We start from the raw sequence: 21,529 nt of genomic DNA, 5'->3' as shown, positions 1-21,529 counted from the left end.
TCGCCCTCTCATACAACGGAAACCCGCCCCCGATCGCCCCGCTGATGAGGAGACAGGCGATTTTCGCCGCCGCGGGGTTTGCGGCGACGGAAATCGGCTGGCTCCTCATCAGCCCCGAAGGGGCGATCGCCCGCGGCGCCGGAGGCGACGCCAGCCAGCTCAGCTGCCGAAGAAGACCTCGGCCTCTTCGTAACGGGAGAGCGGGACCGTCTTCAGCTCGCCCGTGCCCTCGATCAGCGGCACGCGGACGATGTCGGTGCCCCGCAGCGCCATCATCTTACCGAAGTCGCCCTCGTGAACGGCGTCGATCGCCTGCAGGCCGAAGCGGGTCGCGAGCACCCGGTCGAACGCGGTCGGGGTGCCTCCGCGCTGGATGTGACCGAGGACGACCGTGCGGGCCTCCTTGCCGGTCTTCTCCTCCAGCTGCTCGGCCAGCCACTGGCCGATGCCGCCGAGGCGGACGTGGCCGAACGAGTCGAGCTCCTGGTTGACCAGCTGCATCTGGCCCTCGAGCGGCTGCGCGCCCTCGGCGACCACGACGATCGGCGCATACTCCACCTGGAAGCGCTTGGTCACGTAGGTGGCGACCTGCTCCACGTCGAAGTTGCGCTCGGGCAGCAGGATCACGTTGGCGCCACCGGCCAGGCCGGCGTGCAGCGCGATCCAGCCGGCGTGCCGGCCCATGACCTCGACGACCAGGGTGCGGTGGTGCGACTCGGCGGTGGTGTGCAGCCGGTCGATCGCCTCCATCGCGATGTTCACCGCGGTGTCGAAACCGAAGGTGAAGTCGGTCGCGTTCAGGTCGTTGTCGATCGTCTTGGGCACGCCGACGACGTTGACGCCGAGGTCGTTGAGCTTGGTCGCGACGCCGAGCGTGTCCTCGCCGCCGATCGCGACGAGCGCGTCGACGCCCTGCTCGGCCAGGTTGGCCTTGATCCGGTCGACGCCGCCGTCGATCTTGAACGGGTTGGTGCGCGAGGAGCCGAGAATGGTGCCGCCGCGCGGCAGGATGCCGCGGACCTCCGCGATACCGAGCGGCTTCGTCAGGCCCTCCAGCGGACCCTTCCAGCCGTCGCGGAATCCGACGAACTCGTGACCGTACGCGGCGACGCCCTTGCGGACCACCGCCCGGATCACCGCGTTGAGACCGGGGCAGTCGCCGCCGCCGGTGAGCACGCCGATACGCATGTTTTGCTCGTCCTCCCTGAATCGGGTTGCGAGAAGTCGATAGCCCGTCGAGCCCCAGGGAGCGTTCTCACTCGGCAGCGCTGCCGGCCCGGGGCGGGCCGCAAGCGAACTCTAGCGGCCCCCGGCGTTGCGGCTTCACCCGACCTCGGCGAAAGCGCCCCCACCCAGCGACGAAAGCGCCCCCACCCAGCCTAGACACGTACCCACCCGCCGGGGCCCAGACTTCGCACCATACGAGCACTCGGGAGAGTGAGCCGCCCAGCGAGCGGGCGGCGGGCGGGCGCGACGGTGGTCTTGGGTCGGGCCCGCCCGGCGGCCGGAGTCGGGGCGGGTGTTGCAGTCAGCGGCCCTGGCGCGCCGGGGGCCGGTCTGACGCTCGTACGGTCGAAGGAAGCGGAAGAGGGACGCCTGGCTAGGCCGCCGCCATGCCGGCTCGGCGGCGTAGGGCCGGCAGGTCGGTGACCACGATGCGGCGGCCCTCGGTGCGCAGCCAGCCGCGGCTCGCGAACGAGCCGATCGCCTGGTTCACGCTCTGCCGGGAGCCGCCCGCCATCTCGGCGAGCTGACTCTGGTTGAGCTCTATCGTGATCATCGGAGCCTGGCTCTCGCCGGCCAGCCGGACCAGCGTCTTGGCCACCCGGCCGGGCAGGTCGAGGAACACGTGGTCGGTGTTCTGCTCGGTGAGCCGGCGGATCAGCGCGCCGACCGAGCGCATCACCGCGTCCAGGATGCGCGGGTTCGAATGCACCAGGTCCATGAAGGCGGCCCGGGACAGCGTGAGTGCCTGGCAATCCTCGATCGCCTCGGCCGACGCGCTGCGGGTCGCGGCGTCCAGAAGGGACACCTCGCCCAGCACGTCCGGCGGGCGCACGACCGTCAGCACCGCGCGCTCCCCCGTGGGCGCGGTACGGAAGATCGCGACGGCGCCGCGCTTCAGGATGATCAATGACTCGCCGGGATCGTGCTCGACGAAGATTATCTGGCCCTTGCGATACGTGCGTGGAACCGCGGTGGCGATGACCCGCTGCCGGACATCCGGCTCGAGGCCAGCGAACATCTCCACGCCGGTCAACGCGTCACCGGAATCCGGCATGCGATGGTCCACGGCGTCAATCCCTCCCCCAGGCGGGGACCGCGTCGACGTACCCCGGCCGGCGTCGGCCCCTCGACGCGAACGATCACTAATAGCACGTAGCAGCCCACCTGCGCCATTTCCGCGCAGACAAGCCGTCGAGGCCTCGTACGATCATTCCGTGCGCGTCGCTATCTGTAAACCTCTCGATAGCAAGGCGTGATTGTCGCCCACGCTGTCCGTCGGATTTTCCCGTCCTGCGGAGATAATCCCGCCGTGCCGGATGACGACCTTGTTCGATCCACCCTGCGGGACCAGTGGCATCTGGCGCCCGGCGAGATCACCGCCCTGCCGGCCGAGCTGCTCTCCCAGGGCTGGGAGATCACCGCGGGGGAGCAGCGGTACGTGTGCCGCCTGGCCGAGCCGGGGGCCCGGCAACCCGTCGAGGCCGGCCTGCTGGCTGCCGAGCGCCTGCGGATCCGGGACATCGCGGTCGGCGAGCCGGTCCGCACCCTCGGCGGTGGCCTCACCGCGCCCACCCCGTCCGGGGCACTGGCCCTGCTGCGCCGGGTGCCCGGCCGGCGGCTGGACGGGCGGGACCCGATCGACCAGCAGTGGTGGGGGGACCGGCTGGGCGCCGTACACCGGGCCCTGCAGCATTTCCACCATCCCGGCCTGCGCCCGTGGCAGCCCCTCGACCCGCACGCGGCGCATCTGACCGCGGACCCCTGGCTCCGCTCGGCGGTGGCCGACGCGCTCGGCGCGACCACCCGCCTCACCGTTACCGACCGGCTCACCTACGGGGTGCTGCACGGCGACCCGGCGCCCAGCAGCTTTGTCGTCGACCCCGGCACCGGCCGGGCGGGGCTGCTCGACTGCGGCGCCAGCGGGGTCGGCCCGCTGGTCTACGACGTGGCCGCGGCGGTGCTCTACGTCGGCGGCCCGTGCCGCGCCACCGAGCTGATCGACGGCTACCTGGCGGCCGGCCCGGTGCGCCGCGACGAGTTGGAGGCCGCGCTGCCCGTGCTGCTCCGGCTGCGCTGGGCGGTCCGCGCCGACCGGGCCGCCCAGCGCGGCGACGCCGAGGCCCTCGACCGGGCGAAACAGGCCCTGGAGTCGGCGGCGGGATGACCGTCCGACAAGATGGTGGGCGAGATGGCATACCGATACTTCTACGACTGCGAGTTCATCGAGGACGGCCGCGTGGTCGACCTGGTCTCGATCGGCGTCGTCGACGAGTTCGGCCGCGAGTTCTACGCGGTCAGCACCGAGTTCGACGACACCAAGGCGATTCCCTGGGTACGCCGCAACGTGCTCGACAAACTCCCGTCCCCCTCGGACCGGGCGTGGCGCTCCCGCGAGCGCATCCGCGACGACCTGTACGCGTTCCTGATGGAGCCGATCCGCGGCCGGGACGAGCAGATGGAGCTGTGGGCCTGGTTCGCGGCCTACGACCACGTCGCGCTCGCCCAACTGTGGGGCGCGATGCCGGCGCTGCCCCGCGAGATCCCCCGCTATCGCTGTCGCGCCTGCCCGCTTCTCCCATGCCCGCCGGCACTCCCCGCGCGCCCGCCTGCGCCCGATCTTGAGGCGGTGGCGTTCACCGTGCACGGCACATCCACACTCTTCCGGCCGAGGCGCTCGACCGTGAGGACTTTCCGTTTGCCGCGAACGGAACGGCTTCAAGATCGAGGACGGGCGCTCGCGGAGGGTGACCCACGGCGGCAAGAGGCGCCTTGCCGGGGACGGTTGTCAGTCTCGTACGGGGGAAGGAAGCGGAACCTTCGCGCCGGGAGCTTCCACCGTGGTTTTCAGTTTGCTGGCGTAGACGTCCACGTACGGGCGGCCGGAGAGCACCATCAGCTCGTACATGATCTCGTCGGTGATCGCTCGTTCGACGAAGCGGTCACCGCGCGAGCTGTGGTATCGCGAGAAGTCCAGTGCCGGCCCGAACCGCATCCGTACGCGCTTGATTTTGGGGATGAGCGTGCCAGTGGGCTGGATCTCGTCGGTGTTGAGCAGCGCGACCGGCACCACCTTGGCGCCGCTCTCCAGCGCCAGCCGGGCCACGCCGGTCTTGCCGCGGTAGAGCCGGCCGTCCGGCGAGCGGGTGCCCTCCGGGTAGATGCCCGCGATGCCGCCCTCGCGCAGGACGCGCAGCAGGGTGTCCAGCGCCGCCTGGGCGGCCTTCCCGCCCGAACGGTCCACCGGGATCGTCCCGGTCGCGAGGAAGAACTGCCGCATCAGCCGGCCCTTGATCCCCTTGCCGGTGAAGTACTCCGCTTTGGCGACGAACGTCACCCTCCGCCGGACCATCAGGGGTGTGAAGATCGAGTCGGAGAAGGAAAGGTGGTTGCAGGCCAGGATCACCGAACCGTCCTCCGGCACGTTTTCCAGGCCGCGCACGTCCGGACGGAAGATCAACCGGAGCAGCGGGCCAAGGAAAACGTATTTCAGCAGCCAGTAGAACAAGGGGTTCCTTTCGTCGCATCAGGAAGCGTACGAAGGGGGACGGCGCGCCACAACGCACTCCCGCAACCGGTGCTCGGCGTGTCACCATTCAAGGCACGGTCGGCGAGGGAGTGTGCAGGGTGACAGCGGGTGGCGCCCGCCGCGGCAGGCGGGACAACGGGCTGGACGCGGCCGACTTCGCCGTGGCCGGCGACGTGGATCCGCGCGTCGGCGAGCACCTGCTCGACGTGCTGCAGGCGGTCGGCATCGCGGCGTATCTCCAGCCCACGGCGGATCTGAATCCGATCCTCCGGGCCACCACGCTCCCGGCCCGCCCGACCGACCGGCTGTATGTGGACCGCACCTATCTCGAGGCCGCCCGGGCGCACCTGCTCAAGGAGACCGGCGGCCAGCCGCCCACCCCGCCGCCGGACCCGACACGAGAGCCCGACATCGAGGCCGAGTGGGCGAAGATCGTGGCCGGCTTCCACACCACGGTCGACCCGACCGCCACGCCCTGGCCCGCCTCGGAAGACCTGCCGGCCGCGCCCGAGCCGCCGCCCGCCCCGAGCGAGCCGGTCCAGCACAACCGGCGGCGCACCGACCAGCCGGCCGAGCCGACCGTGCTGGAGAGCTTCGACGCCTTCGGCGCGGATCTCGACGAGGACGACGAGGACGAGGACAGGTTCATCCCGCCGCCTCCCCCGCCGCTGCCGCACATCTCCAAGTACGCGGTGATCGGCCTGCTCGGCGTGGTGGTCGGCTTCGTGCTGTTCCTCTTCCCCGGGCTGCTCCCGATCGACCGGAACGCCGTGATCATGCTGGGCTTCGCCGCCATCGTCTCCGGCGCGGTGATGCTGGTCTGGCGGCTACGGTCCGGTGACGACGACGAGGACGATTTCGACGACGGAGCGGTCGTTTAGTGATCGTTTAGTGCCCGTCTTGTCGAATTGACCACTGTCGGTGTAGCGCACTGGTGGCTTCCGGTAACCTTCGGTGATGCGCCAGAGCTCGTTGGTCGTGGTCGCCAACCGTCTCCCGCTCGACGACAATGCCGCTCCCGATGGCGCCTGCGAATGGCGGCGCAGCCCGGGCGGCCTGGCCAGCGCGTTGCACGCGATCCTCGAGGGCACCCCGGCGACGTGGGTCGGCTGGGGCGGCGGCGTCGGCGGCGCGCCCATCCTGCCCGACATCGGCACCCTGCGGCTGCGCCCGATCGCGCTCACCGAGGAGGAGCTGCGCGGCTACTACGAGGGCTTCGCCAACTCGACACTGTGGCCGCTCTACCACGACGCCGTCGAGCAGCCGGTGTTCGACCGGGGCTGGTGGGAGACGTACCGCGCGGTGAACCATCGCTTCGCCGAGGCCGCCGCCGAGGTGGCCGAGCCGGGCGCCGCGGTCTGGGTGCAGGATTACCACCTCCAGCTCGTCCCCCAGCTGCTGCGCGAGCTGCGGCCGGATGTGCTGATCGGCTTCTTCATGCACGTGCCGTTCCCGCCGCCGGAGCTGTTCATGCAGCTGCCCCGCCGGGTCGAGCTGCTGCGCGGGATGCTCGGCGCCGACCTGGTCGGCTTCCAGCGGGAGCAGGCCGCGCACAACCTCGCCCAGCTCGCCGTCAAGCTCCTGGACGCGGAGTACACCGCGCACAGCATCCGGGTCGACGGCCGCGTGGTGCGGACCGGCGCGTTCCCGGTGTCGATCGACGTGGCCGAGATGGAGTCGCTCTCCGCCCGGCCGTACGTCCGCAATCAGGTCGCCAAGCTGCGGCACGACCTCGGCGTACACAAGAAGGTGTTGCTCTCGGTCGATCGGCTGGACTACACCAAGGGCATCGAGCACCGGCTCACCGCGTACAACGAACTGCTGCGCGACGGCCGGCTGAAGGTCCGCGACACGGTGATGGTGCAGGTGGCAGTGCCGAGCCGGGAACGGGTGGAGAGCTACCGCGGGCTGAAGGACCGGATCGAGGGCGAGGTCGGCCGGATCAACGGCGAGTACGGCCGGGTCGGCGAGCCGGCCATCCACTACCTCAACCAGCCGTTCGACCGGGCCGACCTGGCCGCGCTCTACCAGACCGCGGACGTCATGGTGGTGACCCCACTGCGGGACGGGATGAACCTGGTGGCGAAGGAGTTCGTGGCGGCCCGCAGCGACGACGCGGGCGCGCTGGTGCTCAGCGAGTTCGCCGGGGCGGCCGCGGAGCTCGAGGACGCGTTCCTGGTCAACCCGCACGACCTGGACGGGCTCAAGGAGACGCTGCTGCGGGCGCTGGACGCCAAGCCGGCGGATCTGGCCCGGCGGATGTCGGCGATGCGCGCGCACATCACCTACCACGACATCCACGCCTGGGCCCGGGCGTACCTGACCGCCCTCGACCACACCGGCCGGCTGGCCCGGACGCTGCCTCGCCAGCGGGTCGCCGCGTACAGCGATCGCCACCGATAGGGCGACCTCATCGCGTCGCGGAGAGCTCCTTGGTCAGCCAGTCGAGGACCGCGTCGATCGGCTCGGCCCAGCCGGCGTCCAGCATCAGGTCGTGGCCCATGCCGGGGAAGAGCAGCGGCGCGCCGCCGTAACGCGCGGCGGTCTCATCGAGCGACTTGCGCGGCACGATCCGATCGTCGGGCGATCCGACGACGAGCAGCGGCGGATTACCCACCGGCGTTGCCCGACTTTTCGGATTTGTCAGGCGAGGCGCGAACGACATGCGTTCGAGGTAGGCGTCCGCCTCGTCGGCCGGGAGCGCGGTGCTGAACAGCTGACGGCGGTTGAACCGCCACTTTCCGGCGAAGAGCGCGGGCAGCGTACCCACCGGATTGGTCTTGAAAGAAGCCCAACGGCTCGGCGCCGGCGCGGCCAGCACGGCGGCCCGGGCCGGATAACGGCCGAGGGCCCGCGCCACCACGGTCGCGCCCTCGCCGTGGCCGATCAGCACCGCCTGCTTCGGCAGCGAGGCGGCCACCTGGACGACGTCGTGGACGTGGGCGCGCAAGTCGCCTCGGTCGCGCGGGGTCAGCGCGTACGCCGGAAAACCGCGCTGTGCCGCGTGCCCCAGCCATCGCTCGGCGAACGCCCAGGCGCCATGGCGCGGCCCGCAGACGAACAGCAACGGCGGCTGGTCGCCCTCGCCCTCGACCAGGCGGGACACGACCTCGCGCTCCACCGGCGGCACCGGCGAGGTCCAGTCGTCGAAACGCAGCAGCCGATCGCTCACTTGGCCGGCTCCATCTCGTGCAGCAGACCGTCCACGGCCTTGAGGTAGTCGACGTGATCGACCTCGAACCAGTGCCGGCGGCCCGGCACGTGGCGGCGCGCCCAGCTGCGGACCGGACGGGCCGACTCCTTCTGCTGCACCGCGGCGGCGCGTACCGGATCCTCCCGGCGCAGCCGCAGCCAGCGGGCCACCGCCACGCTCTGCCAGTGGGCGAGCGGCAGCAGCCCGGAGTCCGGCTGCAGCAGGCCGACCACGGCGAGCGTCGGGTGCTTGCGGGCGAAGGCGTGCAGGTGCAGGTCGGGGCGGCCGTCCGGATCGGAGTCGAGCAGGTCGGGGTCGAGGAACTCGAAGCGCGGCAGGTACCCGGTCGCGGTGATCACCAGGTCGGGGTCGATGCGACGGCCGTCGGCCAGCTCGACCTTGCCGTCGGCGTAGCGGGTCACGTCCGGCACCGGCTTGATCCGGCCGTGGCCCAGGTAGTACGGCAGCTGCGAATTCACGACCGGATGGCTTTCGTACGGCCGGTGATCGGGCGCCGGCATCCCGAACCGGGTCAGGTCCCCGGTGGTCAGGGCCAGCGTGCGCCGGTACAGCCACTGCCGGAGGCGCAACGGCAGCCGCCATTGGCGCAGCCGCTCGTTGACCTGGTCGGCCGGGCGGCCGAGGACGTACTTGGGGGCGTACCAGTAGCCACGCCGGGTCGAGTGCCAGACGGTGGTGGCCTGCTGGGCGGCCTCGACCGCGAGATCGCAGCCGGTGTTGCCGCCGCCGATCACCAGCACCTTGCGGTTGCGCAGCTGGGCCGGGTCCTTGTACTGCGCCGAGTGGATGACCGTGCCGCGCAGAGCTCCCGGAGTATCCGCGCCCGGGATCTCGGGCTTGGCCGGCGCCCAGTTGTGCCCGTTCGCGGCGACCACGGCGGCGTAGCGCTGCACGCGGGACGAGCCGCCGCCGGTCGACTGGGTGGTCACGTCCCACCGGCCGTCGCCGACCGGGACGCAGGACACCACCTCGGTGCCGAACCAAATGGCGTCGGCCAGCCCGAAGTGCTTCGCGTACCGCTCCAGATAGGACAGCAGTTGGCTGTGGTGCGGGTAGTCGGGCCAGCTGTCCGGCATCGGGAAGTCCGGGAACTCGGCCAGCGGGCGGGACGAGATCAGGTGGGTGGCCGCATACACCGGGCTGCGGTCGTGCCGCCAGTTCCACGCGCCGCCGACCGAGGTCTCGCGCTCGTAGCAGTCGACGGCGAAGCCGTGCTCGCGCAAGTTCTTGATCGCGGCGAGACCGCTGGCGCCGGCGCCGATGACGCACACCGCGTCCCGACGGTCGGCGATGTCCGGAGTGTCGTGCACGCGGGGATCCTGCCAGAACCTGGCGCTATGCGGAAGCCATCCGACCGCCCCACCCGCCACCCGTGACCAGACCAAAGGCCGATCTTCACGGAAGAGTCAGATCCGCCACGACAGGAAGATGATCACTGGCTCGGCGGGCCAGATCGCTCTCCACCACCTCGTACTTCTCGATGGTGATGTCCGGGGTCACGAACAGGCCGTCGATGAGCCGCGCGGGCAGCGTCGCCGGATAGGTGAACCGCCCGGCCGCCGACGAGACCAGCCCGTCCTCGACCGTCCGCCACGCGCCGCCGCCAGGCCCCTCGTTCAGGTCGCCGGCCGCGATCACCGGGCCCTCGATCGCCTCCAGCGCGTCCTTCCAGAGCGCCGCCTGGGCGGGTCGCTCGGCCGGGTCGGTGGCCAGGTGCGACCCCGAGACGGTGAACCGGCCGCCGCGCACCGAGCCACGCACGAACGCGGCGCCGCGCAGATGCCGGCCCGGGGTCAGCGGGAACCGCAGGCACCACGTCTCGTGCACCTTGACCCGCAGGCTCACCAGCACCAGATTGCCCAGCGCCGGCAGCCCGCCGGCGGCCACCACCAGGCCGGCGTCGTCGGCGAGCGCCGCGCACTTGTGCCGCCAGCGGAACCGGCGCGGCGCCTCCTGCACGACCAGCACGTCCGGGGCGAGCTCGCGGACCAGCTCGACCAGGGCCGCTCGGTCGTCGGCCAGGCCGTGGACGTTGTAGCTCATCACCCGCAGCGGCACCCCGGACACCGTTGTCCCTCTCTCGCCTGGCTTTACTCAGATCCGCCGGGCCAGGTCGGCCGCGCCGACCACACCGGCCGCGCTGCCGGTCTCGGCGGCCACCACATCGGCGACCGGGAACCGGCCACGTTGCTTGAGCTGATCCCGGTACGTCGTCCGGGTCGGCGTCATCAGCAGCTCGCCCGCGTCGACCACGCCGCCGCCGACCACCAGGATCTGCGGGTCGAGGGCCTGCGCGAGGTCGGCCATGGCGACGCCGAGCCAGTAGCCGATCTGCGCGAACGCGTCCCGGGCCACGCCGTCGCCGTCCCGCGCCGCCTCGGTGATCTGCCGGCCGGAGATCGCCAGCGGGTCGCCGCCGGCCAGCTCGAGCAGGTGGGCAGCGCGCTCGGGTTCCTGCCGCGCGCCGGCCCGGGCGAACCGGACCAGGGCGTTGCCGCTCGCGTACTGCTCGAGGCAGCCGAGCCGGCCGCAGCCGCAGGGGTGCCCGTCGGGCACCGACTGGAGGTGGCCGAGCTCGCCGGCGATGCCGTTCGCGCCGCGCCAGAGCTTGCCGTTGAGCACGATGCCGCCGCCGATGCCGGTGCCCACGGTGATCAGGACCATCGAGTCGTCGGCGTGCCGGGCAACCCCGAACCGGAACTCGGCCCAGGCGGCGACGTTGGCGTCGTTCTCCAGCACGGTGGGCAGGCCGACCGCCTTGGCGACGTAGTCGCGCAGCGGCTCGTCCCGCCAGGCCAGGTTGGGCGCGAAGAGGACGGTGGCGCCGGGCGCGTCGATCCACGCGGCCGCGCCGATGCCGATCGCGGTGGCCTGCGGGAACTCCCGGGCCAGCTCGGCGGCCACCTCGACGATGGTGTCGCGGGTGCCGGCCGGGTCCTCGGCGGGTGTGTCGCGGCGGTTCGACGCCAGCACGGTGCCGTGCTCGTCCACCACCCCACCGGCCACCTTGGTGCCGCCGACGTCGACTCCGATGGTCAGCGTCACGCTGTCTCCTTCTGCTTACCTGCTCAGCTCACACCGTGCCGTCGCCGGTCGCATCGTCGCGCTCCGCGTCGCTCGGACCATCATTCTCGACGCCATCATTCTCAGCGCCATCATGATCCAGGCCATCATGATCCACCGCCGCGGGCCGCGCCAGGTCGGCAACACCCGCTTCCGCGGTGGCCGCGGCCCAGACATCAAACCTTCGAGGGGTACGGCTGGACCGCCCACCGCCGGTCTCGCCGCCCACGCCGTCGGTCTGAGCACCCCCACGGACGGTCTGGGCACCCCTGCCACCGGTCTCAGCGCCCCCACCGTCGGTCTTAGCGCCCCCACCGTCGGTCTTAGCGCCCCCACCGTCGGTCTGGGCGCCCGCGCCAGCGGTCTCGGCGCCCGCACCGCTGGTCTCGGCGCCCGCGCCACCCGTCTCGGCGCCCGCGCCAGCGGTCTCGGCGCCCCTGCCACTGGTCTCGGCGCCCCTGCCGCTGGTCTCGGAGCCCCCGGGCGCGTCCCCGGCCCGCGCTGCGGCGCGTGCCTTCGCCGCCTGGGCCGCCGCCGCTGCCTCCGCGACGCGCCGGGCCGCCGCGTCCGCCGCGGCACGCGCCCGCTCGGCCGCCGCCCGTCGCGCGGCCGCCCGCTCCTCCTCGGCCGTCGCCGCGTCAGCCGCGGACGCTGCCGCCCACGGGTCAGCCGAGCGCTCCGCCTCGGCCGCCGCCGCGGTCCACGGGTCAGCCGGGCGGCCCGCCTCGGCCGCCGCCGCGGTCCGCGAGTCAGCCGGGCGGCCCGCCTCGGCCGCCGCTGCGGTCGACGGGTCAGCCGGGCGATCCGTCTCGGCCGCCGCTGGGGCCCGCGAGTCAACCGGGCGATCCACCTCGGGCGCTGCCGCGTCGGCCGCGGACGCTGCCGCCCAGGGGTCGTCCGAGCGGTTCTCCGGTTTTGCCGGGGACTCGCCGGATGTGTCCGCCCGGCGCGTCGCGGTCGACCAGGCCTCGTCGGGCGACGGCGTCGGTGCCGGGCGACGGGCGGGCGAGGCCCTCCGCTTCGACCGGTCGCCGGCCAGGCCGGAAAGCCCGCGCATGACCCCCGCGAGCCCGGTGGCGAGATCGCCCGCGCTGCTCGCCATCCGCACCATCGTCGCGGGGCTCGGATTGCGCGCCGCCGCGATCGCCTGACACACCGGGCACACGCAGCACTCCGCACTTCCGGTCGCCCACCGGCCACCCGGCTTGTGCGCACTCCCCGCGGCCGGCCTCGACTCCGCGGCGGCAGGGTCGCGCTCCGCGGCGGCGGGCTTGGGCCACGCGCCGGCGGGATTGGGCTGCGCGGCGGCGGGATTGGGCTGCGCAGCGACAGGCTCGGCGGCGGGATTGGGCTGCGCGCCGGCGGGATTGGGCTGCGCGGCGGCGGGCTGGGGCTCGGCGGCGACAGGCTCGGCGGCGGGATTGGGCTGCGCAGCGACAGGCTCGGCGGCGGGCTTGGGCTCGGCTGCGGCGGGCTCGGCTGCGGCGGGCTCGGCTGCGGCGGGCTCGGCTGCGGCGGGCTCGGCGGCGGGCTCGCGCTCCGCAGCGGCGGGCGCGGGCTGCGCAGCGACGGGCTCGGCGGCGGCGGGCTGGGGCTCGGCGGCGGCGGGATTGGGCTCGGACGTGGTCGAGGGCTGGTGGTCGCCGCCGGCGACACGGATGACCGCGTCGCGCACCGATTGGGCGAGGCCGCCCAACCCCGCCGTGTCGGCCACCGCCAGCACGGCGGCGACCAGCCGTTCCGCCTCGTCCCGCGCCGTACCCGGCATCGAACCCACCCCGCCTAGCTCGCCAGAAGGCTCTCGACCCGGCGCTTGAGCTGCTTCAACGCCGTATCCATGATGATCTTTTCGGCCTTGCGGCGGAACATGCCGAGCATGCCGATGGAGAGCTCGACCTCGAGCGTGTACGTCACCGTGGTGGTGCCGTCGCCGTTGTCGGCCAGATCGTAGGAGCCCTCCTGGGACTTCTGCGTCTTGGACGGCTCGACCAGATGCCACTCGATGCGGGTCAGGTCGTCGGCATACGCATACTCGAGGGTGTAATCGTCGGCCATCACGGCGGCGTCGATCAGGAATCGGACACGCGCGGCGTAGCCGTCCTCGTACTCCTCGAGGACCTCGATCTGCTTCAGCGCGTCGACCCACTCGGGGTAGCGCGGGAAATCGCAGATGACCGCCGCCACGCGGTCGACGGGCGCATGAACCTGGATCGACTGCGTCGAGGTATCCGCCATGCACGGAGGCTACCGCGTCCGTACGACATTCCCGATGACCGGGCCGAGCCCCGTCTTGCAGCGGCGACTACCATCCGTCAGGTGCCGGTGCTTGCCAGTGTCTCCACGCGCGTCCAGCCGCTCGCGGTGACCGCGCGCGTCATCATGCTGGTGCTGATCGCGGCCCTCACCCTGATCGTCACCCGGGATCCCGCGCAGCTGCGCTGGATCGCCCTGCTGCTGGTCGCCGCGCTGCCCGCGTTCGGAGCGCCGGAGCATCGGGTGCTCGCACCGCTGGGCCGGTTCGCCGAGGTCGCGATCGTCGGGCTGGCAGCCGGCTCGGTCGCCGCCGCCGCCGGTCACACCGGCACGCTGCCGGCCGGCTTCGGCGCCTGGGCGGTGCTGCCCTATCTGGTGGTGCCGCTCCTGTCGGCCGCGCTGCGCCGGCGCTCGACCGAGGGTGCCGCGCTGCTCGGCATCGCCGCCGTCGCGATGGTGGCCGGCGGCGTGCTGATCGGCGAGGTCAGCCCGATCACCCAGCCCGGCTTCCTGGCCGCCTGCGGCCAGTGGCTGGTGCTCGGCGCGATCGTCACCTTCGCGGCCGACGCCATGCGCCAGCTCATGCAGCCGCCCGAGCCCACCCCGCAGCCGTACGCGGAGGCCACCCGCCTGCTCACCCAGCTGCGCAGCGTCGCCCGTTCGCTGCCGGGGGCCACTCTGGACCCGGGCGGCATCTCCGAGCACCTGCTCGAGGAGCTGCGCATCGTCGCCGTCGCCGATCGCGCCGCCGTGCTGTCGACCAGCGGCGGCGGGCGGCTGGTGGTGCTCGCCCAGACCGGCGCCGACCGGGTCGACTGGGAGACGACGCTCGACTCCGACTCGGCGATCGCCGACGCCTGGGCCACCCAGCAACCGCAGGTGGCCAACCGCTCGCAGGGCCGGTCGAGCCGCCGGGGCGAGGTCTCGTCGCTGGTCGTACCGCTGGTCGCGGGCGTACGGACGATCGGGCTCGTGATCCTCGAGGCGGATGTGGCCAACGCGTACCCTTCATCTGTGGTTTTCGATGTCACCGGGGTGACCGAGCCGGCCGCCATCCGGCTCGAGGCCGCCCTGCTCTTCGACGACGTGCGCTCGCTGGCCACCAATGAGGAGCGTCAGCGCCTGGCCCGCGAGATCCACGACGGCGTCGCGCAGGAGCTGGTGATGGTCGGCTACGGCATCGACAACGCGCAGGCCACCCTGCCCGAGGGCGCCGAGGAGACGGCCGAGGAGCTGCGCACCCTGCGCAACGAGGTCACCCGGGTCATCACCGAGCTGCGGCTGAGCCTGTTCGAGCTGCGCTCCGAGGTGGACCGCAACGGCGGCCTGGCCGCCGCGATCGCCGAGTACGCGCGCACCCTGGGCACCTCGGCGGGCCTGCGGGTGCACTTCACCTTCGACGAGTCCACCGCCCGGCTGCCCGCCGCCACCGAGGCCGAACTTCTGCGCATCGCGCAGGAGGCGATCACGAACGCGCGCAAGCACGCCGGAGCCTCTAATCTGTGGGTTACCTGCACCGTGGACCCGCCGTACGCGGAGATCGAGGTCTCCGACGACGGCAAGGGCTTCGCCGACGACCGCCCGGACGGTCGTTACGGCTTGACCATCATGGCCGAGCGTGCGGAACGGATCCGGGGCCGACTGAAAATCACGCCGCGACACCCCAGCGGGACAACCGTAGCCGTAGTGCTCGGATCGCCGGGGAAGCGCGATAGCGTGCGGGATAGCGTTTCCGCTCCAGAAGGGGAGTAACCCAGGCATGTCGACCAGTCCTGCGCCGACCACGCGCACCAAGGTTCTCCTTGTCGACGATCACGACCTGATTCGTAAGGGGCTGCGACACGCATTCGAGCGCGACCGGCAGTTCGAGGTCGTCGGTGAGGCGGCCACGGCGGCCGAGGCGGTGCGCCAGGCGGGCGCCCTCCAGCCCGACGTTGTGATCATGGATCTGCGGCTGCCCGACGGCAGCGGCCTCGAGGCCACCAAGGCGCTGCGGAAGAACAACGCCAACATGGGCATCGTGGTCCTCACCATGTACGCGGGCGACGACCAGCTGTTCGGCGCCCTCGAGGCCGGGGCGAGCGCCTTCGTGCCCAAGACCGCGCCCGCCGACGAGGTCGTCGCCGCCGCCCGGCACGCCGCCTCGGCGCCCAGCGCGTTCACCGCGGCCGACCTCGCCGAGGCGATGAAGCGCCGGCTCGCCCCCTCGGGCCCGCAGCTCTCCCCGCGCGAGGGCCAGGTGCTGCGCCTGCTGGCCGACGGCATGAGCGTCGCCGGGATCGCCAAGCAGCTGTTCGTCTCGGAGTCCACCGCCAAGACCCACATCTCGAAGCTGTACGAGAAGCTGGGCGCGGCCAACCGGGCGCAGGCGCTGATGACCGCCCTGCGACTGGGCCTGCTCGAGGCGCCGGACGCCCCCAAGTTCTAGCCCTAGCTTTCCAGGGAGCGTACGACCTTTCGTAGCAGTCCATTGAGCTGCACCAACTCGTCGTGGGTGAGGGCGCTCAGCAGCTGCCGGTCGCGCTCCATGCCCTCGAAGATGTGCTTGTCCCAGGCCTCCCGACCCTTGGCCGTGGGCCGCACCAGCACCCGCCGCCGGTCGGTCGGGTCGACCTCGCGGGTCACCAGGCCGGCCGCGACCAGCCGGTCGAGGCGGCTGGTCATCGCCGCCCGGGTCACGTGGGCGGCGTCGGCGAGCTGAGCCGGGGTCGCCTCGGTCGGGTACGGCTGCACCATCAGCGCGTGCAGCGTCTTGTAGTCCTCCAAGGTGAAGTCCTCGTTGCCGGCGAAGGCGGCCGCGTCGGCCCGGCGTGCCCACTTCTGGATGTCGTACATCCGGACCAGCGCGCCCTCGATCTCCGGCGCGAACCGCGGGTCGTCCTTCCAGAACGCCGCCCACCGCGCCACGTGCGTGTCCACCGCGTCCCGCTCCTCCGTCATGCCGCCATTGTTCCACGCCCGATATTCAGGTTGCTAATAGTTCGACCTCTAACTATTCTACGTCGCATGATCTCCGACTTCCGCCTGCTCGCCGGCGGCCAGACGCTGTCCTGGATCGGCAACGGCTTCCAGAACGTCGCCCTTGCCGTCGCGGTCGTCCGGGCCGGCGGCGGCGCCGGCGACCTCGGCATCGTGATGGCCTGCTCGGTCGCGGCGCTGCTCGTCTGCTCGCTGTTCGGCGGCGTCTGGGCCGACCGCCTCCAGCCGCGGCGCGTCATGGCCGTCTCCGACCTGGTCCGCCTGCTCGCCGCGGCCGGGATGGCGGTGATGTTCGCCGGCGGCGGCTACCACCTGCCGCTGCTCTGCGCGCTGGCCGCGATCTCCTCCGGGGCCGGCAGCTTCTTCAACCCGGCGATGACCGCGCTGCGCCCGCTGCTGGTGCCCGCCGACCGCCTGCAGTCGGCGAACGCCGCGCTGAGCATGCTGCAGACCGGCAGTTCGGTGGCCGGCCCCGCGCTCGGCGGCCTGGCGGTCGCCGCGTTCGGCGCCCCGGCCGGCTTCGCGGTGAACGCGGCCAGCTTCCTCGCCTCGATGGCCGCCTGCCTGCTGCTGCGCGCCGAGGCCAGCCGCGGCCCGCGCTCGCCGATGTGGCACGAACTGCGGGCCGGCTGGCGCGAGATCAGCAGCCGCGACTGGCTGGTCGGCGGCCTGTTCGGCGCCGCCGTCTACCACATCGCGAACGGCGTGATCCTGGTGCTGGTGCAGGTCATCGCCGTGCGGCGGCTGGGTGGCGCCTCCGCGGCCGGCTTCATCGCCGCCGCCGAGGGCCTGGGCGGGGTGATCGGCGCGGCGGTCGCGTTGCGCTACAAACCCCGCCGGTTGCTGCGGGCGGGTTGGCTCACGCTGATGCTGATGCCGATCTGGGCTTTGGCGTACGTGTGGCCGGCCACCCTCATAGCGGTGCTGGCGGGCGCGGTCGTCGGCTGGGCCGGGCTGATCTTCTTCGACGTCGCGTGGGAGACGGCCATCCAGGATCGGGTGCCGCGGGCCGCCCTCGGCCGGGTCGCCTCCTGGGACACGCTGACCTCGTTCATCGCCATGCCGATCGGCAACGCGCTGGCCGGCCCGCTGTCCGGCCGGTTCGGGGTGAGCCCGGTCCTGACCGTGTGCGCCGCGATCCTGCTGGCGTCGGCCTTGTCGCAGTTGCTGATCCCGAGCGTACGCAACCTGACCCGGGCGGCGGCCACTGCTCCGGCGCACACCCCGCCGGAGCTACTCGAGTCCGCGGCCGTCTGACGGGAACGGCCCGGCCGGCTCCTCACCTTCACCCGCCCCGCCAGACGACATATCCGATTTATCCGGTGAAAGGCCCGCAGCCGGCGGGGAGCCGGCGTCGAGCGCGGGGCCAGCGGCCAGGGTGAGGCCCCCAGCCAAGCCGCTGCCCTCAGGCAGCGCGGGACCGGAGTCGGCGGCGGCTGCAGGCACGGCGGGCGGCGCAGCGCCGGAGTCGGCGGCGGGCGCAGGGGCGGGCGGCGCAGCGGCGGGCGGCGCAGCGGCGGGCGGCGCAGCGGCGGGCGACGCAGCGGCGGGCGACGCAGCGGCGGGCGACGCAGCGGCGGGCGACGCAGCGGCGGGCGACGCAGCGGCGGGCGACGCACTCGTCGTGGGTGATGCCGTCCGTGCGGTGCCGCCACAACCCGATCGTCGTGGCGACGAGCAGAACGGCGACGATGACGGCCACACCCAGCGGGTCCATGAGGCGACTCTGCCACGGGAAAGTTGCCGGGCCGGCCGGACTCACGCCGATTGATATGCGCTGGCCTGCAGGGTGAACAGCTGGGCATAGATCCCGCCGGCCGCCATCAGCGACGCGTGGTCGCCCTCCTCGACGATCGCGCCGTGGTCCAGCACGTAGATCCGGTCGGCGTCGCGCACGCTCGCCATCCGATGGGTGATCAGTACGACCGTACGGCCGGCCACCAGTTCCCGCAGCCGCTGGTAGACGTCGTGCTCGGCCCGGGCGTCGAGGTTCGCCGTCGGTTCGTCGCAGATCAGCAGGCCGAGCGCGCTCGCGGCGCCCCCGGCGATCTGCAGCACGGCGACGCTCGCGGTGGTGAACGGGTCGGCCCGCCAGGCGAGCAGCCACGCCTCGCCGAGCAGTTTGGGCAGCCGGCGCACCATCGTCCCGAACGAGGTGTTGGCCGCTTCCTCGGTGCTGGTCAACCAGTACGGGAGGGCCGTCCGGCCCGTACCGGATCTCCGCCACGCCCAGCTCGCCCTCTTCGAAGTCTTGCTGGCCATCTTCTTGGGGACGGGCTTCTTGGGGACCGGCTTCCTCGGGGGCTGGGGACGCTCCGGCATCGGAGGCTCCGTTTCGGGGGTCTCTCCGCCCTTCCTACGCCGCCCCGCCGAGCGCGTCAGTCAGGTTCCGTCACTCGTCCCCGAGCAGGCGGCTCAACCGGGCCGACTGTTTCTCCCAGCGCCACTCCCGTTCGACCCAGGCCCGGCCGGCGGCGCCCATCGCTTTCGCCTTGGCCGGGTCGGCGAGCAGCTCGGTCAGCCGGGCGGCCAGCGCCTCGACGTCGCGGCCGCCGACCACGAAGCCGGTCTCGCCCTCGCGCACCGCGTCGGGCGCGCCGCCCGAGTCGCCGCCGACGACCGGCAGCCCGATGGCCGACGCCTCCAGGTAGACGATGCCCAGCCCCTCCACGTCGAGCCCGGCCGCCCGGGTGCGGCACGGCATCGCATAGACGTCGCCGGCCGCATAGTGCGCCGGCAGCTCGGCCCACGGCACCGACCCGGTGAAGACCACATCGGACTCGACGCCCTGCTCGCGGGCCAGGCGTTCCAGCTTCGGCCGGTACGGCCCGCCGCTCACCAGCAGCAACGCGGCGTCGGGCACCCGGCGCCGGACCGCGGGCAGCGCCCGGATCAGCATGTCCTGCCCCTTGCGCGGCACCAGCCGGGACACGCAGACGACCACCGGCCGGTCGGTGAGGCCGTACTTCGCGCGGACCGCCGAGCCGTCCACGCCGGGGTGGAACGCCTCCACGTCGACGCCGGGCGCGAGCCGTTCCAGGTCGGTGAGCCCGTGCAGCGCGCGGTCGAGCCGGGTGCGCTGGTACTCCCCCAGGTACGTCACCACGTCGTTGCCCCGGGCGATGCGCCGCAGCAGCTGCCGGGCGCCGGGCAGGGCGGCCCAGCCGATCTCGTGCCCGTGGGTGAGGGCGACCGCGCGGGTCACCCCGGCGTTGCGCCGCAGCCCGTCGGCGAGCAGCCCGAGCGGGGCGGCCGCGCCGAACCAGACCCGGTCGCAGCCGTGCTCCCGGGCCAGCGCCGCGGCCCGCCGGGCCACCGCGGGCGTGGGCAGCAGCACCCCGGTCGGCTCGCGCACCACCTCGAACGGCTGCTCGGCGTCGAACTTCCCGGCGCCCTTCCAGGTCGACGCGTAGACCACGAGCGACCCGGCCGGCTGCCGCACGGCGAGGTTGTGCACGAACTGCTGGATGCCGCCCGGCCGCGGCGGAAAGTCGTTGGTGACCAGCAGCGTGCGCCGCATCAGCGCGCACCCCCGGCGTGGACGCGGGCGCGGCGCACCAGCGCTCGCCCCGAGACGGCGGCACCGGCGCGGCGCATCAGCGCTCGCCCCGGGCGTAGGCGCGGGCGGCGGCCATCCGCTCCACCGTGGACGGGTGCGAGGCGGAGATCGCGTACTCCCAGGCCGGCGGGTCGGGGTCGGACAGGTTGACCGTGCCGAGGCGGCGCTGCATCGCCTCGAAGGTGGCCGGGTCGCCGGTCAGCCTCAGCGCGTGCGCATCGGCCCGCGCCTCGATGCGACGGGACACATACGCCTGGGCCGGCCCCGCCACCAGCCCGACCAGCGTGACCACGGCCAGCATCAGGCCGATGGCCCGCGGCGAGCCGATGGACTCGACATTCGCCAGCCTCAGCAGGCTCGACCAGGAGCCGAGCAGGAACAGCCCGATCACCGCGAGCGCCGTGCCGAGCGCGCCGAGCACCGTGCCGATCAGCACGTCGTTGTCCTTGGCGTGGCCCAACTCGTGCGCCACCACCGAGACGACCTCATCCGGCGTGGCCTCGGTGAGCATGGTGTCGTAGACGACGATGCGCCGGGTCGGGCCCAGCCCGGACACGTACGCGTTGACCGCCCTGGTCCGCCGGGACGCGTCGGCCACCAGCACGTCGCGCACGGGCACCCCGTCCCGGTCGGCGAGCGCGATCAGCTCGCTGCGCAGCGGACCCGCCGGCATCGGGGTGAACTTGTTGAACACCGGCTCGACCAGCACCGGCAGCACGAACGAGAGCAGCACCACGAGCCCGGCCGCGCCGACCGCCCCGAACGCCCACCACCACCGCGGCGCGAAGTGGGTGATCGCGTAGAAGCCGAGCAGCGCCACCCCGCCGATCACCGCGCCGACCGCCCACGACTTGAGCAGGTCGACCGTCCAGGCGCCCCAGGACTGGGTGGAGATGCCGTAGCGGACCACGATGACGTGCCGCCAGGCGGCGAACGGCAGCGTGATCACCTCGGCCACCAGCACCACGGCGAGGCCGCCGAGCAGCGCCTGGGCGCCCCAGTTGCCGCCGAACGGGCGGCCGGCCTGGGTGACGATCCAGGCGCCGAGCGGGGTGAGCCCGAGCAGCAGGGCGACGACCAGGCCGATCGCCATCGACCCATACGACCCCGGGCGCAGCGCCGCGTGGAACTGCCGGGCGCGGGCGACCTTGTCGGCCGGCAGCGAGCCGAGCGCGGCCACCTGGTCGGCCCGGGGCGCGGGCGGGCGATGCCACGGAATAGCCAGGGCGGCGAAGACGGCGAGCACCACGACCAACACAACGAGGGTGCCGACGGCCCAGGCCCGCGACGTCATCATCCACCACATTTTAGAGAGATCACGCCACGTGACGGCGCGGGAACATGGGCACCACGACCGGCGGCTCGGGCGTCTCCAGAATCTCCACGTCGAAGCCCGCCAGCTCGAACGTCTCGATGGCCCGCAGCTCCCCGGGGGTCAGGTCGGCTATCCCGTCGGGGGTGTCCAGCAGCGCGCTGACCAGGCAACCCCGGCACGCGTCGGACTGCCCGGCGCAGCGACCGCAGTCGACGATCATCACTCCTCCTCACCCGGGTGGCCCTCCGACCACCATCGGTGACCGTCACGCTAGGCGAGGGGTACGACAAAAACGGCTCTTGTGATCGATGTGTGGGTGGGTTGTCGGTCATCGGTCGGGTAGTTCGGGTCGGTGACCGCCGAGGCTGAGCATGGCCAGAGCGATGATGGCAT

Annotated in this window: 20 protein-coding genes and 2 pseudogenes; 7 read left to right on the top strand and 15 right to left on the bottom strand. The window is 72.7% G+C overall.

Annotated elements, in window-relative coordinates:
* Nucleotides 1-159: 159 nt before the first annotated feature.
* Nucleotides 160-1,188, bottom strand: a complete 1,029-nt coding sequence (locus IH26_RS0150280; RefSeq protein ID WP_030443432.1) for a 6-phosphofructokinase — start codon at nucleotides 1,186-1,188, stop codon at nucleotides 160-162.
* Between the two features lie 412 nt (nucleotides 1,189-1,600).
* Nucleotides 1,601-2,281: a Crp/Fnr family transcriptional regulator gene (locus IH26_RS0150275; RefSeq protein WP_425394476.1), complete on the bottom strand. Its 681-nt coding sequence runs from the start codon at nucleotides 2,279-2,281 to the stop codon at nucleotides 1,601-1,603.
* A gap of 255 nt (nucleotides 2,282-2,536) precedes the next feature.
* On the opposite strand from IH26_RS0150275, the gene IH26_RS0150270 reads away from it, so the two are divergent.
* Nucleotides 2,537-3,391, top strand: coding sequence for a phosphotransferase enzyme family protein (locus tag IH26_RS0150270; protein ID WP_030443430.1), 855 nt, complete (start codon nucleotides 2,537-2,539; stop codon nucleotides 3,389-3,391).
* 24 nt (nucleotides 3,392-3,415) lie between these two features.
* Nucleotides 3,416-3,911 (top strand): annotated as a pseudogene (locus IH26_RS59140) (3'-5' exoribonuclease domain-containing protein).
* Between the two features lie 101 nt (nucleotides 3,912-4,012).
* Here the strand turns inward: IH26_RS59140 and IH26_RS0150260 are convergent.
* Complete coding sequence (locus tag IH26_RS0150260; protein ID WP_030443429.1) at nucleotides 4,013-4,732, bottom strand: lysophospholipid acyltransferase family protein; 720 nt, start codon at nucleotides 4,730-4,732, stop codon at nucleotides 4,013-4,015.
* A gap of 119 nt (nucleotides 4,733-4,851) precedes the next feature.
* Here IH26_RS0150260 and IH26_RS0150255 point away from each other — a divergent pair, with 119 nt between their 5' ends.
* Entirely contained in the window at nucleotides 4,852-5,634 is a 783-nt protein-coding gene (locus tag IH26_RS0150255) for a hypothetical protein (RefSeq protein WP_030443428.1), read from the top strand.
* A 76-nt stretch (nucleotides 5,635-5,710) separates the two neighbouring features.
* Nucleotides 5,711-7,156, top strand: coding sequence for an alpha,alpha-trehalose-phosphate synthase (UDP-forming) (locus IH26_RS0150250; RefSeq protein ID WP_051809993.1), 1,446 nt, complete (start codon nucleotides 5,711-5,713; stop codon nucleotides 7,154-7,156).
* 7 nt (nucleotides 7,157-7,163) lie between these two features.
* Here the strand turns inward: IH26_RS0150250 and IH26_RS0150245 are convergent, their stop codons facing one another.
* From IH26_RS0150245 to IH26_RS0150220, 6 genes are all read right to left on the bottom strand, one after another.
* Nucleotides 7,164-7,925: an alpha/beta hydrolase gene (locus tag IH26_RS0150245; RefSeq protein ID WP_030443426.1), complete on the bottom strand. Its 762-nt coding sequence runs from the start codon at nucleotides 7,923-7,925 to the stop codon at nucleotides 7,164-7,166.
* Entirely contained in the window at nucleotides 7,922-9,277 is a 1,356-nt protein-coding gene (locus IH26_RS0150240) for a flavin-containing monooxygenase (RefSeq protein ID WP_030443425.1), read from the bottom strand. The genes IH26_RS0150245 and IH26_RS0150240 overlap by 4 nt, the downstream gene beginning before the upstream one ends.
* 85 nt (nucleotides 9,278-9,362) lie before the next feature.
* Nucleotides 9,363-10,010: an endonuclease/exonuclease/phosphatase family protein gene (locus IH26_RS0150235; protein WP_030443424.1), complete on the bottom strand. Its 648-nt coding sequence runs from the start codon at nucleotides 10,008-10,010 to the stop codon at nucleotides 9,363-9,365.
* A 51-nt stretch (nucleotides 10,011-10,061) separates the two neighbouring features.
* Nucleotides 10,062-11,012: an ROK family glucokinase gene (locus tag IH26_RS0150230; protein ID WP_030443423.1), complete on the bottom strand. Its 951-nt coding sequence runs from the start codon at nucleotides 11,010-11,012 to the stop codon at nucleotides 10,062-10,064.
* A 28-nt stretch (nucleotides 11,013-11,040) separates the two neighbouring features.
* Nucleotides 11,041-12,798: a hypothetical protein gene (locus IH26_RS56875; protein ID WP_030443422.1), complete on the bottom strand. Its 1,758-nt coding sequence runs from the start codon at nucleotides 12,796-12,798 to the stop codon at nucleotides 11,041-11,043.
* 14 nt (nucleotides 12,799-12,812) lie between these two features.
* Nucleotides 12,813-13,265, bottom strand: coding sequence for an SRPBCC family protein (locus tag IH26_RS0150220; RefSeq protein WP_030443421.1), 453 nt, complete (start codon nucleotides 13,263-13,265; stop codon nucleotides 12,813-12,815).
* 81 nt (nucleotides 13,266-13,346) lie between these two features.
* Here IH26_RS0150220 and IH26_RS0150215 point away from each other — a divergent pair, with 81 nt between their 5' ends.
* Both IH26_RS0150215 and IH26_RS0150210 read left to right on the top strand, forming a co-directional pair.
* The gene (locus IH26_RS0150215) at nucleotides 13,347-15,035 is read left to right on the top strand and encodes a sensor histidine kinase (protein WP_051809991.1); all 1,689 of its coding nucleotides are present in this window, start codon (nucleotides 13,347-13,349) and stop codon (nucleotides 15,033-15,035) included.
* A gap of 7 nt (nucleotides 15,036-15,042) precedes the next feature.
* Complete coding sequence (locus IH26_RS0150210) at nucleotides 15,043-15,711, top strand: response regulator transcription factor (RefSeq protein ID WP_020512124.1); 669 nt, start codon at nucleotides 15,043-15,045, stop codon at nucleotides 15,709-15,711.
* 2 nt (nucleotides 15,712-15,713) lie between these two features.
* On the opposite strand, the gene IH26_RS0150205 is transcribed toward IH26_RS0150210, so the two are convergent.
* Entirely contained in the window at nucleotides 15,714-16,223 is a 510-nt protein-coding gene (locus IH26_RS0150205) for a MarR family winged helix-turn-helix transcriptional regulator (protein WP_030443419.1), read from the bottom strand.
* A 66-nt stretch (nucleotides 16,224-16,289) separates the two neighbouring features.
* On the opposite strand from IH26_RS0150205, the gene IH26_RS0150200 reads away from it, so the two are divergent.
* Nucleotides 16,290-17,519, top strand: coding sequence for an MFS transporter (locus IH26_RS0150200; protein WP_030443418.1), 1,230 nt, complete (start codon nucleotides 16,290-16,292; stop codon nucleotides 17,517-17,519).
* Between the two features lie 148 nt (nucleotides 17,520-17,667).
* On the opposite strand, the gene IH26_RS0150195 is transcribed toward IH26_RS0150200, so the two are convergent.
* From IH26_RS0150195 to IH26_RS0150175, 5 genes and pseudogenes are all read right to left on the bottom strand, one after another.
* On the bottom strand, nucleotides 17,668-17,979 hold the full coding sequence (locus IH26_RS0150195) for a hypothetical protein (RefSeq protein ID WP_030443417.1): 312 nt from the start codon (nucleotides 17,977-17,979) through the stop codon (nucleotides 17,668-17,670).
* A 41-nt stretch (nucleotides 17,980-18,020) separates the two neighbouring features.
* Nucleotides 18,021-18,281, bottom strand: a pseudogene (locus tag IH26_RS59135) (ABC transporter ATP-binding protein); the annotation flags it as partial.
* Between the two features lie 373 nt (nucleotides 18,282-18,654).
* Complete coding sequence (locus IH26_RS0150185; protein WP_030443415.1) at nucleotides 18,655-19,782, bottom strand: glycosyltransferase family 4 protein; 1,128 nt, start codon at nucleotides 19,780-19,782, stop codon at nucleotides 18,655-18,657.
* Nucleotides 19,783-19,858: 76 nt separating this feature from the next.
* Complete coding sequence (locus IH26_RS0150180; protein ID WP_030443414.1) at nucleotides 19,859-21,115, bottom strand: M48 family metallopeptidase; 1,257 nt, start codon at nucleotides 21,113-21,115, stop codon at nucleotides 19,859-19,861.
* 22 nt (nucleotides 21,116-21,137) lie between these two features.
* A complete protein-coding gene (locus IH26_RS0150175; RefSeq protein WP_030443413.1) occupies nucleotides 21,138-21,356 on the bottom strand; it encodes a hypothetical protein in 219 nt (72 codons plus the stop codon).
* Nucleotides 21,357-21,529: the final 173 nt, after the last annotated feature.

The sequence above is a fragment of the Actinoplanes subtropicus genome, from assembly GCF_000721705.1.
In the GTDB taxonomy this organism is placed as follows: Bacteria; Actinomycetota; Actinomycetes; order Mycobacteriales; family Micromonosporaceae; genus Actinoplanes; species Actinoplanes subtropicus.
Note: the sequence above shows the minus strand (reverse complement) of the source record. Positions and strands in the feature narration are given on the sequence as shown.

Coding starts and splice junctions, on each gene's coding strand:
- IH26_RS0150280 (WP_030443432.1), bottom strand. CDS start 1,188: ATGCGTATCGGCGTGCTCACCGGCGGCGGCGACTGCCCCGGTCTCAAC.
- IH26_RS0150275 (WP_425394476.1), bottom strand. CDS start 2,281: ATGCCGGATTCCGGTGACGCGTTGACCGGCGTGGAGATGTTCGCTGGC.
- IH26_RS0150250 (WP_051809993.1), top strand. CDS start 5,711: ATGCGCCAGAGCTCGTTGGTCGTGGTCGCCAACCGTCTCCCGCTCGAC.
- IH26_RS0150235 (WP_030443424.1), bottom strand. CDS start 10,010: ATGAGCTACAACGTCCACGGCCTGGCCGACGACCGAGCGGCCCTGGTC.
- IH26_RS56875 (WP_030443422.1), bottom strand. CDS start 12,798: ATGCCGGGTACGGCGCGGGACGAGGCGGAACGGCTGGTCGCCGCCGTG.
- IH26_RS0150220 (WP_030443421.1), bottom strand. CDS start 13,265: ATGGCGGATACCTCGACGCAGTCGATCCAGGTTCATGCGCCCGTCGAC.
- IH26_RS0150210 (WP_020512124.1), top strand. CDS start 15,043: ATGTCGACCAGTCCTGCGCCGACCACGCGCACCAAGGTTCTCCTTGTC.
- IH26_RS0150205 (WP_030443419.1), bottom strand. CDS start 16,223: ATGACGGAGGAGCGGGACGCGGTGGACACGCACGTGGCGCGGTGGGCG.
- IH26_RS0150200 (WP_030443418.1), top strand. CDS start 16,290: ATGATCTCCGACTTCCGCCTGCTCGCCGGCGGCCAGACGCTGTCCTGG.
- IH26_RS0150195 (WP_030443417.1), bottom strand. CDS start 17,979: ATGGACCCGCTGGGTGTGGCCGTCATCGTCGCCGTTCTGCTCGTCGCC.
- IH26_RS0150185 (WP_030443415.1), bottom strand. CDS start 19,782: ATGCGGCGCACGCTGCTGGTCACCAACGACTTTCCGCCGCGGCCGGGC.
- IH26_RS0150180 (WP_030443414.1), bottom strand. CDS start 21,115: ATGACGTCGCGGGCCTGGGCCGTCGGCACCCTCGTTGTGTTGGTCGTG.
- IH26_RS0150175 (WP_030443413.1), bottom strand. CDS start 21,356: ATGATCGTCGACTGCGGTCGCTGCGCCGGGCAGTCCGACGCGTGCCGG.